This is a genomic window from Gordonia sp. McavH-238-E (assembly GCF_022348225.1).
Taxonomy (GTDB): domain Bacteria; phylum Actinomycetota; class Actinomycetes; order Mycobacteriales; family Mycobacteriaceae; genus Gordonia; species Gordonia terrae.
This window is the reverse complement of the sequence record NZ_JAKRFE010000002.1, coordinates 1-11,537: the sequence shown is the minus strand read 5'-3', so window position 1 is coordinate 11,537 and position 11,537 is coordinate 1. Positions and strand designations below refer to the sequence as shown.

Below are 11,537 nucleotides of genomic sequence, written 5' to 3'. Positions count from 1 at the left end.
GTTTTGGAAAATCGTCTCAGGGTCGGTGCGCGGCTCGTGGGGCGTGGGCCTACGACGGCTCGCGGCCGGTGAGGGTGCGCTGCCGGAAATACTCGTACAGGCCGTCGAAGACGGCATCCGCGACCTGAAGCGTCCGGGCGTCGTCGCCGGAGAGTGACAACCCGCGCAGGACGACGTCGAGTCCCGGCGCCTCCGGGGCGTCGTATCGACCGTCCTCGATGTCGGCCTCGTGAACGATCTCGGCGATCGCCCACAGAACGGGGTCGCCCAGATCGTGTATGCGGAGGATGGTCTCGAACGTGCAGTCGCCGTCGTGATGGCCCAGCTCGACCCCGCGCATGTCGAAAGGTGTGGCATCCGAGGGGATTTCGGAGGCACTCGTGACGAACACGAACTCTGCCGCGGGGTCGATGTAGCGGCGGATGAGCCATGCGCAGGCGGCCCGGTCGATGTGTACGCCGACGCGCGTCGCCCACCTCATGACGGCCGCGCGGGTTCGGTGTCGGCGATCTGGTCGGCCAGTGTGCGGAGCGCTTGCCGGGCCGTCTCCCGGGACTCGGTCGGGAAGTGGTCCCGACGGGTGATCTCGCGGAGCCGGCGACGCAGCGCGCCGAGCTGTTTGGCGGGATCGGCGTGCTCCAGCGCGTATTGTGCCTCGGCCACGATGTCGGCATATTCGGCGCCGCGCGCGAGTTCGAGTTCGGTCCGAATTCGCTCGCACTCGGACGGATTGGTGGGCGCGGCCTCCCAGACCTCGCCCGAACCCCCGGCGCTGACCGCGTCCTCGGCCACCCATTCGAGCTGCTCGCGCGTTCGGGGGCTCGCGGGCAGCAGCACCACCCCGTCGGTCAGTTGGTACGCGCCGTACTTGCGGAGCTTGCGCCAGATGGCAATCCGCGGGGTCGACGGTTCTCGTGGCACCCGGTACACGAGCATCACCCAGTCTTCGGCCATCGAGCACCCCCTCGCCATGCCATCAGATCATGCGCCTGCCATCGATGTCGTGACCCGTCGATCACCATGCGTTCAACCCTGGACAACATGATTGTAACCGTGGTTGCATCTGCTGGGTTGGCGCACACACGCGGCGCCGAAGGCACGCGGTAGGTGAGAAGGGTTGGGTGGGCGATGTCGGAGAGATCCGGTGTGTCCGGAGGGTCTGACGCCTCGAGGCGTCCGGAGGCGCCACCGGAAGCGGGCCCTCAGGTCGACCCGTCGGCAGGAGTGTCGCTCCGAGCCGCGACGCGGGCGTGGTTCCTGATCTCCCTACAGACCTTCGGGGGTCCCGCGGGACAGATCGCGGTGATGCAGCGGGCGCTGGTCGACGATCGACGCTGGATCGGTCAGCGTCGATTCCTGCACGCATTGAACTACTGCATGCTGCTGCCCGGCCCGGAGGCGCAGCAGCTCGCCATCTACGTCGGCTGGCTGCTCAACGGCACCGCCGGGGGGCTGATCGCCGGCATCCTCTTCGTCCTCCCGGGCGCGATCGCGATCCTGGGACTGTCGGCGATCTACGTCGCCTTCGGGGCGACCACCATCGTGGCCGGGTTGTTCGCCGGAATCGGACCGGCGGTGCTGGCCATCGTGGCCCAGGCGGTCACCCGGGTCAGCAAGCGGGCGCTGCACGGCCCGTTGCACATCGGGATCGCGGTGGCCGCCTTCATCGCGCTCGCGGTGTTCGCCGTGCCCTTTCCGATCGTCATCGTCGTGGCCGGTGTCATCGGCTGGCTGACCGGGCGCCATCGGGTCGGCACCGGCGGAGAAGTGGCCGACTCAGAACCGTCCGACGAGGGCCCTGCGCCGGTCATCGCCGACGACGCGATCCACACGGCCTCCCCGTCGTGGCGGCGCGCCGGGATCGTGCTCGGGGTCGGTGTCCTGGCCTGGGTCGTCCCGATGGGCATCGTCGTGGCGACCACCGGGACGGGCAGTGTGTTCAGCCAGCAGGGCACGTTCTTCACCTGGACCGCGCTGATCACCTTCGGCGGTGCCTATGCCGTCCTGGCCTACATCGCCCAGCAGGCGGTCGACGTCTACGGCTGGGTGAGCCCCGGCGAGATGGTGCGCGGGCTGGGACTCGCCGAGACGACGCCCGGCCCGCTCATCATGGTCGTCCAGTTCGTCGCGTTCCTCGGCGCCTACCGCGATCCCGGGGGGCTCGATCCCTGGGTCGCGGCGACGATCGGCGCGCTGTTGACCACCTGGGTCACCTTCGTGCCGAGTTTCGTGTTCATCTTTCTCGGGGCGCCGTTCATCGAGAAGCTGCGCAACAACCGGCATCTGACGTCCGCCCTGAACGGTGTCACCGCGGCGGTGGTCGGTGTGATCGCGAATCTCGCGCTCTACTTCGCCCTGCACACGCTCTTCCGCGACACCACGGTCGTCACCGCCGGACCGTTGCACCTCGCGGTCCCACACCTCGACACCCTGCGGCCGCTCGCGGTGGTGATCACCGTGATCGCCTTCGTCCTGATCTACCCGCTCAAGCAGTCCGTGCTCCGCACCCTGGCCGTCTGCGCGGTGCTCGGATTGCTCGCCGCGGCAGTCGGTCTGCCGCTGACCTGACCGAGCCCGACCTGCTGTCCGGCTCGGTCACGACGTCAGGAACGGTCGGATCCAGTCGGGCGACACCTCGTGGGTGACGCCCGCCGCGGTCTCCTCGTCGACGTCGACGAGTGCGTAGTGTTCGGCGCCCGCGGCGGTGGCGAGGATCAGCGTCGTCACGCCGGCCCGACGCTGGAACAGTGAGGTGCGGCTCGCCCAGCCGATCACGCCGTCCCGGTCGACGACGACGCGCTGCCGGGCGACGCTCGGCGGGGCGATGACCACCGAACGAGCCGTCAACCGGTGTCCGAGATGGCGGGCGCGGACCATGCCGAGTGCGGTCGAGCCGAGGACCGCGACGACACCCACCGCGAGCCAGGGGGCCGGGATGGCGTGGGTGACCACGGCGACGCCGATGACGGCGAGTGCGGCTGCCCCGCTGAGGAATCCGCGGTTGAGGCGACGCAGTCGGGCGGTGGTCCCGTGTCCGACGAGCGGGGTGGTCAGCTCGGTTCGTTCGTGGGTGACGAGACCGGCGACGCGCATGGCCTCGTCGATCGGCGCCGGCGGGAGCAGCAGCGGGTGTTTGGTGCTGCCGGTCGCGATCGCCTGGAGCCGAGCGCCTTTCAGCGGTCGCATGAGGACCGGCTCGGTGAGGTGACTGCCCCGGATGCGCCGCTCGTCGAAGCTGATCGCGTTGGTCGTCAGCAGGCCGCGCTCGGTGCGCAGCGTCCCGTCCGGGTGGCGGAGGAGCCGGAAGTTCCAGTAGTTCAGGACATAACCCAGGACCGAGAGCACCCCGCCGCCGACGACGACCACAAGGCACACCCCCAGGATGACCAGGCCGATCGCGGTCTCGCGTACCGCGTCGACGGCGTCGCGTGCAATGCCGATCCCCTCGGTGAAGACGCCGGCGTCGTTGGCGATCTGGGCAGCGAGACCGGCCGCACCGGCGGCCAGCGCGAGGCCGGCGACGGAGAAGGGAGAGTAGCGCAACCAGGACGACTGGAACCGGGCCAGGATCTCGGCGTCGGGCTCCGGGGCGGTCGGATCGGCGGGGGCGGCTCCGACGGCCGGCGACGACGGCCCCCGATGGGCGCGGGTCGCCATCAGGTTGTCGTGCAGTGCCCGCGCCTCGTCGGCGGTGAGTGCCGTCAGGACGACCGCCGACGATTCGTCGTCGCCGCCGGTACCGATCTTGACCTTCTGCAGTTTCAGCACGCGGTGCACGGGGGAGGCGGTGAGGTCGACGCTGCGGATCCGGTCCCGGCGCGCGGTCGCGACCTTGCGGGTGATCAGTCCGCTGCGCACCCGGACGTGTTCGTCGGTGACCTGATAACGCGTGGTCAGCCACGGCACGACCGTCACGAACGGCACGATCACCGCGGTGGCGATCAGCGTGAACAGCGGTGCGCCCGAACCGGCGAAGACCAGCGCGATCACCACCGGCACCAGCGAGGGCAACAACTCGACGGGTTTGACCGCCATCATCCAGGGCGACAGCCGGTGCCAGTCGTCGGGCCCGTCGACGACGAACCGGTCAGGTCGCGTCATCGGTGAACGCCTGGGTGCGGATGGTCAGGTCGGCGGCGGTCGCCCGCGCGACCTCGGCGTCGAGGCCGGCGATGTGGATGGTCCCGGCCGACGAGGCCGTGGTCACGGTGAGCGTCGCCAGGCCGAGGAACTGCTCGATCGGGCCGGCCTCGGTGTCGACCACCTGGATCCGGGCGATGGGGATGATCACGCGGTGCCGGACGAACCATCCCGACTGCGAGTACACCGCGTCGTCGCTGACCTCCCACCGGTGGAATCGGTAGCGCCACTGCGGGACGGCCGCGGCGTAGACAGCAGCCAGGACGGCGATGACGACGGCCGCGAGCGCCGCGATCCATCGAGCCTCGCCGACCACGACGGCCACGACGACGGCGGCGGCAACGCCGAGTACGCCGAAGACGAGCGGGCCGATGCGCCACAGGGTCTTCGCGCGCGGATCGACCCGATTGGCCGGTTCGCGCAGGGTCGGATGCACCTCGGCGTGCGCCGGCAGTTGCGGATCAGGTGAAGGGTCCATTGCCGTCAGTCTAGGGGTGGTCCCCCCGGCGCTAGGTGACCGTGATGCCGCCGTCGACGGGGAGCGTCTGACCGGTGACGTATCCGGCAGCCGCCGACGACAGCCAGATCGCGGTGGCCGCGAGTTCCTCGCCGTGTCCGGTCCGGCCGAGCAGGACCCGCGGCATCTGCGAGTCGAGGTAACCGGGCTGGTAGGTGTCGGTCATCTCGCTCTCGAAGAACCCGGGGGCGATGGCGTTGACCCGAATGCCCTTGCGCGCGCCCCACTGCTGGGCGAGATCGCGGGTGAGTCCGATGACGCCGGCCTTGCTCGCCGCGTACGCCGCCTGCGGCAGGCCGGCGGTGGTGATGCCGAGGATCGACGAGATGTTGATGATCGCGCTGCCCGGCTGCATGACCCGACCGCAGGCCTGGGCCATCCAGTAGGAGCCGTTCAGGTTGACCTCGATGACCCCGCGGAACTGTTCGGGTGTCTCGCGGGTCGCCGGGTACGCGGTTCCGATGCCTGCGTTGTTGATGAGTACATCGACCTTGCCGAAGGTCTCCATCGCGGCGTCGACGACGCGCTGACACTGCTCGGGGTCGGCGACATCGGCGGGTACCACCAACGCCTTTCGGCCCAGCGCCTCGACGGCCGCGGCGGTGTCTGCGAGCTTCTCCGCCCGCCGTGCGGCGAGGACCACGTCGGCACCGGCCTCGGCGAAGCCACGCGCGAACGAGACCCCCAGCCCGGACGAGGCGCCGGTCACGATGACCACCTTGCCGGCGGTGTCGAACAGATCCATCACGGACATCGTTGTCTCCCTTAGATAGTCGGCAACTCTTCCGACGCGGCGCGTCGGCGGCGCGGGAACGCGTCAGAACCAGGACGGCTCGACGTCGAGGGTGGTGCGGTCGAGGGCGGTCAGCAGGTCGAGCTGCGGCCCGGTCTTGGGTAGCTCGTAGCGGAAGAAGTACTGTGCCGCAGCGCGTTTTCCGTCGTAGAAGTCGCCGGACCGGTTGCCGGCCGCGAGGAGCTGTTCGAGCCAGATCCAGGCGATCACGATGTGCCCGGCGGTCTCCAGGTAGACGGTCGCGTTGGCCAGCGACAGCTTGGGGTCGCCCGCCGACCAGATGTGCGCGGTCACCTTCACCAGGCGGTCCACGACGGAGTGCAGCTCGTCGGCGTAACCGGCCAGCCCGTCTGCGCCGCGCGCACGCTCGACGGTGGCCTCGATGGTCTCGGCCAGGGCCGTGAGGCCGGCGCCGCCCTGCATGATCACCTTGCGGCCGAGCAGGTCGATCCCGTGGATGCCGTGTGCGCCTTCGTGGATGGGGTTCAGACGGTTGTCCCGGTAGTACTGTTCGACATCGAACTCGCGGGTGTAACCGTAGCCGCCGTGTACCTGGATCGCGAGGCTGTTGGCCTCGAGGCACCACTGCGACGGCCAACTCTTCGCGATCGGGGTCAGCACCTCGAGAAGCAACTCGATCCGCGCTCGTTCGGCGGCGTCGGCGGCGGTCGCAGCCTGGTCGACGAGGACGCTGCAGTACAGCCCGAAGGCGAGTGCGCCCTCCACATAGGACTTCTGCGCCAACAGCATGCGCCGGACGTCGGCGTGTTCGATGATCGGCACCGGCTTGGTCGACGGGTCCTTCTGGTCGACGGGCCGGCCCTGGGTGCGCACCTTCGCGTAGTCGAGCGAGGCCCGGTATCCGGCGTAACCCAGTGCGGTGGCGAGGAATCCGACGCCGATGCGCGCCTCGTTCATCATGTGGAACATGTAGGAGAGGCCGCGGTGCTCGTCGCCGACGAGAAAACCAACAGCACCGGGAGCGGAGTCGGCTCCGAAGGTGCCGTCGCCGAAGTTGAGCAGGGTGTTGGTGGTGGCGCGGTTGCCCATCTTGTGGTTGAGGCCGACGAGTGCGACGTCGTTGCGGGTTCCGTCGGCGAGGTACTTGGGCACGATGAACAGGGAGATGCCCTTGACGCCGGGGCCGCCGCCGGGGATCTTCGCCAGCACGAGGTGGACGATGTTCTCGGTCAGCTCGTGGTCGCCGGCCGAGATCCACATCTTGGTGCCGGTGATCCGGTAGGTGCCGTCGCCGACGGGTTCGGCCTTGGTGGTGATGTCGGCGAGCGACGACCCGGCCTGTGGTTCGGACAGGCACATCGTGCCGGAGAAGCGGCCCTCGACGAGGGGGCGGACCCAGGTCTCGCGCTGCTCGTCGGTGGCGTACTCGGCGAGCAGGTTGGCATTGCCGACGGTGAGGAAGTTGTACGACGACATGGCGGCGTTCGCGGCCTGGAACCACACGGCCGAGGCCTGGCGGATGACGGTCGGCAACTGCATGCCGCCGAGTTCGTCGTCGAAGGAGGCAGAGATCAGACCTGCCTTGCGGTACTCGGCGAGGCCGGCGACGACCTCGTCGGGCAGCACGACCTTGCCGTCGTCCCCGATGTAGGGCTCGTGGGCGTCGCCGATCTTGTTGGCGGGCGCGAAGCACTTCATCGCGATGTCGGCGCTGAGTTCGAGGACCGCGTCGAAGGTCTCGCGTGAGTGCGCGGCGAAACGGTCTCGGGAGGTCAGGGTCTCGACGTCGAGCCATTCATACAGCAGGAACTCGAGGTCCTGCCGGGACATGGGTGTGGTCATCGCACTTCCTCGTGGATCGGGCGGTCGGACGCTGGTTCGGATGTCCGTCGCCCGTCCATCATGCCCCGGCCGGACACGGCCGCTCGCGAGACCCCGGTGCGTGCGGCATCCGCCGTCAGACGTCGATGCCGAACTCCTTGATCTTGCGGTAGATCGTCGCGCGGGAGATGCCCAGCGCGTGGGCGGCGGCCAGTTTGTTGTGGCCGTTCTCCTCCAGGCTGCGCACGATGGCGTCGCGTTCGAGCGCTTCGATGCGGGTGAGGGTGTGCCGGCTCTGTGCCCGATAGGTCGGGGGGAGCTGCTTGACGGTGATCGTCCCGGACCGGTGATGGGTGACCACGTCGCGCAGTGCCTGTCGCAGTTCGGCGACGTTGCCGGGCCAGGTGTACTTGCTGAGTTGGCGCATCGCGTCCGGCGCGACCGGGAGTTCCTTCCCCCGGGTGAGTTGCCGCAGGATGGCGGGCACCAGGACCTGCAGATCCTCGATGCGATGCCGGAGTGGCGGGACCTCCACGGTGTGGGAGAAGAACGGCAGCAGCGTCGCGCCGAGGGCGGGCAGCGTGTCGACGGTACTGAGCGTGATGCCCAGCCATCCCGCGTGTTCGCGCCCCTGCAGCACGTCGGCGACGTCGAAGAGCATGTCGTCGTCGAACTCGTCGATGTCCCGCAGGATGATGGCGAAGTCGTCGCGCTCGATCTCGGCGCTGAAACTGTCGAGGGTGTCGGCGTCGGAGAAATCCTCGGCGGAGAAGACCCGGATGGTGCCGCGGCGGTACTGGCCCGCGGCTGCGCGCAGCACCGCGGCCCGGCCGCTTCCGCGCTCGCCCGACACCGCGATCCAGCGCCCCGCCCCGACGTGCTGCGCGATTCGGTCGCAGCATTCCCGCCACGACGAACTGCGGCCGACGATCCCCGGCAGCGTTGCGGTCGCGGCCGGTCGACGGCGTGGTTCAGAGAACGACCCGGGGTCCATCAAATGCACGTGGAAGACCGCGATGCCGGCATCGGTGTCGGAGAATTCGGCGACCGGCGCCAGCCGGACCGTGCGGCCGCTGGGCAGCGTGTTGACGCGCCGGACGGCACCGGCGTCGAGGGCCTGGTCCACCGCGTGCTCGAGCATCGACACCTGGTCCTGCGGGTCGATGCTCTGGCGGAGCCGGCGGTTCATCAGCACGACGTCGGCGGCGAGCGCGAGGACCATCATCTGGGGCGCTCGTCGACAGGTGGCGAGATAGGCTGCGAGAAGGCGTGATTCGCGCTCACTGGCGTTCGCCAGCATCTGTTGTTCGATTTGGACGGTGGCCGACTTGGCCAGCGACAGCAGCAGCGAACCGCCCTCCTCGACCCAGCCGGTGAGGTCGAGCGCGCCGACGATGCCGCCGGAGAACGGATTCCGGATCGGGACGCCGGCACAGCTCAACTGGGCGAGAGCGCCCGCGTAGTGCTCGGGTCCGGTGACGAGGGTTGCCTGCCTCGACTCCAGTGCGGTGCCGATTCCGTTGGTACCGGCGTGTTCTTCGCTGTAGCTGTAACCGGGCGCGAGGGATACGGCGTCGAGTTGGGTGAGGAGTTCACCGCTGCCGGCCGCGCGCGACAGCACGACACCGTCCGGCGAGGTGAGGATGATGCTCACCGGTTCGTCCGACAGGTCGACGGCCAGCTGATCGAGCACCGGGCGGGCGGCGCTCATGAGTGGGCTGTCGGTGTTCGGTTCCCGGACGAACGGCAACTCGAGGCGGTCTGCCTGCACCTTGAAGGAGCGCGAGCGCCGCCATGAGGTGGAGATGGCATCGCGGACGGTGCCGTCGATGCGGTCGTCGGGGACTTCGTCGTCGCTGAGGAAACGCTCGCGCGCACGTGCGACGAAGGTGGTCGATCTGCGGGCCTGGGCTGTGGGCTGGTGCTTCACCGCGGTAGACAACTCCCTACTGTGATGTACGTCTCACATCAACAGCAGTGTACAGAATAAGTGCTGGTGACGGGCGTCGAACCGGGTACGAGTCCGGCGAGCCGGTGGGTCCGGACGCCCCTGGGTTGCACGGTCCCGCCGACGGCCCGGCAGTGGGCCGGCCGCGATCGACGCCGAGAACGAATTCCGATCGCGACCGGCCCCCGTCACCGTTGTGCGGTGACGTCCCCGCCGGGGTCGGTGGCCGCCGGCCGGGGTGGACCGGCCGGCGGCGGTTCGGGTGTCCGCGCCAGTGGATGTCGGCGCTAGTAGATGTTGGAGGGCCGGACCATCCCCTCGGCGAGGTCGCCGAAACCGGGTGCCTCGATGGCGCCGGGGTGGGTCAGGACCTCCTCGACGACGGCCGTCTCGGTGGTGATGAGCAGGGCCGCGATGGACGCCGCGCTCTCCAGCGCCGCCTTGGTGACCTTCGCCGGGTCGATGACTCCCTCGTCGAACATGTCGCCGTAGCCGCCGCTCATCGCGTTGAAGCCGTGTCCCGTCGGCAGTCCGCTCACCACCCGGACCACCTCGTCGCCGTCGAACCCGGCGTTGGTCGCGATCCAGAAGAGCGGTTCGGCCATGGAGCGGCGGACCACGTCGACGCCGACGCCCTCGTCGCCCGAAACGTCGGCGAGCGACTCGAGGGCCCGGTGCGCCTGGGCCAGGGCCGTCCCGCCGCCGGAGACGATGCCGTCCTCGACCGCTGCACGCGTGGCGGCGAGCGCGTCCTCCACGCGAAGCATGCGTTCCTTGAGTTCGACACTGGTGACCCCGCCGACCCGGATCACCGCCACCCGGCCGGTCAGCCGCGCGATCCGGAGTTCCAGGCTGTCGCGGTCGGCGTCGATGCGGGCACGGCCGTGCTGTGCCTCGAGCTGGGCCACGCGCGCGTCGACGAGACCCTGGTCGCCACGCGCGCCGACGATCGTCGTCGCGTCCTCGGTGATGGTCACCCGGTCGCACGTGCCGAGCTGCTCGACGGACACCTCCGACAGCTCCAGACCGGTGTCCTTGGCGATCACCTGACCGCCCAGGGCGACGGCGAGGTCCTCGAGTTCGGCGACACGCCGATGCCCGAAGCCCGGGGCACGGACCACCACCGACTGCATCGTCTTGTGCATGTTGCCGCCGACGAGGAGTTGCAGTGCCGGGCCGTCGACGTCCTCGGCGAGGACCAGCAGCGGTCGGTCGGCGCGTTTGGCCGCCTCGATGCTCGGCATGATCTCCTGGACCGTGGTGATCTTCTTGTTCGTGAGCAGGACCACCGGGTTCTCGAGAACCGCTTCCATGCGTTCGTGATTGGTGACCATGTAACCCGAGATGTACCCGTGGTCGAACTCGATGCCGTCGACGACGTCGACTCCGAGCCCGAGCGTGTCGCTCTCCTCGGTCGTGATGACGCCGTTGCGCCCGACGTATTCCACGGCCGCCGCGATCGCGGACCCGATCACCTCGTCGTCGCTGGCGGCCAGGGTGGCGATGCGCTCGAGGTCGCTGCGACCGCCGAGCGCGACGGATTGCTCCGACAGCGACTCGATCACGGTGGCGATGGCACGTTCGATGCCGCGCCGCACCCGCATCGGGTTGGCGCCCTGCTCGACCGCACGCAGACCTTCGCGAACCATCGCCTGCGCCAGCACGGTTGCGGTGGTGGTGCCGTCACCGACCACCCCGTTGGTCTTCATCGCCACTTCCTTGACCAACTGGGCGCCCATGTTGGCGAACGGGTCGCGCAACTGGATCTCGCGGGCGATGGTCACCCCGTCGTTGGTGATGGTGGGAGGGCCGGTGAGCTTCTCCAGGACGGCGTTGCGTCCCTTCGGTCCCAGCGTCACCTTGACCGCGTCGGCGAGTGCATTGACCCCTCGCTCGAGCCGCAGCCGCGCTTCGGCGTTGTAGCGCAACTCCTTGGCCATGGTCGTCCTGCCTTTCGTTCGGTGTTCTCGGCTGTGTACTGCGGTGAATCTGTTGTGCGCGTGTGCCCTTCGTGGCTCGCTTCGCTCGCACCTCAGGGATCAGAGGGGCGTTGCTTCGCTCGCACCTCAGGGATCAGAGGGGCGTTGCTTCGCTCGCACCTCAGGGATCAGAGGGGCGTTGCTTCGCTCGCACCTCAGGGAGCAGAGGGGCGTTGCTTCGCTCGCACCTCAGGGAGCAGAGGAGGAGCGATAGTGATGACCCACCTGCTCCCTGAGGTGCGAGGAGCGATAGCGACGAGATGGTCCTATAGATTGTCAAGCGCTCCGAGGTCGGTGGTGAAGGCTTTGTAGAGTTCGCGGGCGACGTAGCGTTTGAGGCATCGGATGATTTCCTTCTTCGTTTTCTCGTTGCCGCGT

At 68.9% G+C, this 11,537-nt stretch carries 9 protein-coding genes; 1 reads left to right on the top strand and 8 read right to left on the bottom strand.

Going from position 1 to position 11,537, the window contains the following annotated elements; all coding sequences use genetic code 11:
• Positions 1 to 49: 49 nt before the first annotated feature.
• Both MHN80_RS02430 and MHN80_RS02425 read right to left on the bottom strand, forming a co-directional pair.
• Positions 50 to 481: a chromate resistance protein ChrB domain-containing protein gene (locus MHN80_RS02430; RefSeq protein WP_064570885.1), complete on the bottom strand. Its 432-nt coding sequence runs from the start codon at positions 479 to 481 to the stop codon at positions 50 to 52.
• Complete coding sequence (locus MHN80_RS02425; protein WP_239399310.1) at positions 478 to 954, bottom strand: Chromate resistance protein ChrB; 477 nt, start codon at positions 952 to 954, stop codon at positions 478 to 480. The genes MHN80_RS02430 and MHN80_RS02425 overlap by 4 nt, the downstream gene beginning before the upstream one ends.
• A 270-nt stretch (positions 955 to 1,224) precedes the next feature.
• Here MHN80_RS02425 and chrA point away from each other — a divergent pair, with 270 nt between their 5' ends.
• Entirely contained in the window at positions 1,225 to 2,568 is a 1,344-nt protein-coding gene (gene chrA / locus MHN80_RS02420) for a chromate efflux transporter (RefSeq protein WP_374206300.1), read from the top strand.
• 27 nt (positions 2,569 to 2,595) lie between these two features.
• On the opposite strand, the gene MHN80_RS02415 is transcribed toward chrA, so the two are convergent.
• The 6 genes from MHN80_RS02415 to groL form a co-directional block, all read right to left on the bottom strand.
• Positions 2,596 to 4,101 carry a PH domain-containing protein gene (locus MHN80_RS02415; RefSeq protein WP_239399306.1) on the bottom strand — a complete coding sequence of 502 codons (1,506 nt, stop codon included), beginning with the start codon at positions 4,099 to 4,101 and terminating at the stop codon, positions 2,596 to 2,598.
• Complete coding sequence (locus MHN80_RS02410) at positions 4,088 to 4,618, bottom strand: PH domain-containing protein (RefSeq protein ID WP_239399304.1); 531 nt, start codon at positions 4,616 to 4,618, stop codon at positions 4,088 to 4,090. Before MHN80_RS02410 ends, MHN80_RS02415 begins: the two co-directional genes overlap by 14 nt.
• 31 nt (positions 4,619 to 4,649) lie before the next feature.
• The gene (locus tag MHN80_RS02405; protein ID WP_239399302.1) at positions 4,650 to 5,411 is read right to left on the bottom strand and encodes an SDR family NAD(P)-dependent oxidoreductase; all 762 of its coding nucleotides are present in this window, start codon (positions 5,409 to 5,411) and stop codon (positions 4,650 to 4,652) included.
• 63 nt (positions 5,412 to 5,474) lie between these two features.
• Positions 5,475 to 7,253, bottom strand: a complete 1,779-nt coding sequence (locus tag MHN80_RS02400) for an acyl-CoA dehydrogenase (protein WP_239399300.1) — start codon at positions 7,251 to 7,253, stop codon at positions 5,475 to 5,477.
• 115 nt (positions 7,254 to 7,368) lie between these two features.
• The gene (locus MHN80_RS02395) at positions 7,369 to 9,162 is read right to left on the bottom strand and encodes a sigma-54-dependent Fis family transcriptional regulator (protein WP_172622066.1); all 1,794 of its coding nucleotides are present in this window, start codon (positions 9,160 to 9,162) and stop codon (positions 7,369 to 7,371) included.
• 305 nt (positions 9,163 to 9,467) lie between these two features.
• Positions 9,468 to 11,120, bottom strand: coding sequence for a chaperonin GroEL (groL, locus tag MHN80_RS02390; RefSeq protein WP_064570879.1), 1,653 nt, complete (start codon positions 11,118 to 11,120; stop codon positions 9,468 to 9,470).
• Between the last annotated feature and the right edge of the window lie 417 nt (positions 11,121 to 11,537).

Excerpts from the sequence above, each read along its gene's own strand:
- MHN80_RS02430 (WP_064570885.1), bottom strand. The coding sequence starts at position 481 with ATGAGGTGGGCGACGCGCGTCGGCGTACACATCGACCGGGCCGCCTGC.
- MHN80_RS02425 (WP_239399310.1), bottom strand. The coding sequence starts at position 954 with ATGGCCGAAGACTGGGTGATGCTCGTGTACCGGGTGCCACGAGAACCG.
- MHN80_RS02415 (WP_239399306.1), bottom strand. The coding sequence starts at position 4,101 with ATGACGCGACCTGACCGGTTCGTCGTCGACGGGCCCGACGACTGGCAC.
- MHN80_RS02410 (WP_239399304.1), bottom strand. The coding sequence starts at position 4,618 with ATGGACCCTTCACCTGATCCGCAACTGCCGGCGCACGCCGAGGTGCAT.
- MHN80_RS02405 (WP_239399302.1), bottom strand. The coding sequence starts at position 5,411 with ATGTCCGTGATGGATCTGTTCGACACCGCCGGCAAGGTGGTCATCGTG.
- MHN80_RS02400 (WP_239399300.1), bottom strand. The coding sequence starts at position 7,253 with ATGACCACACCCATGTCCCGGCAGGACCTCGAGTTCCTGCTGTATGAA.
- groL (WP_064570879.1), bottom strand. The coding sequence starts at position 11,120 with ATGGCCAAGGAGTTGCGCTACAACGCCGAAGCGCGGCTGCGGCTCGAG.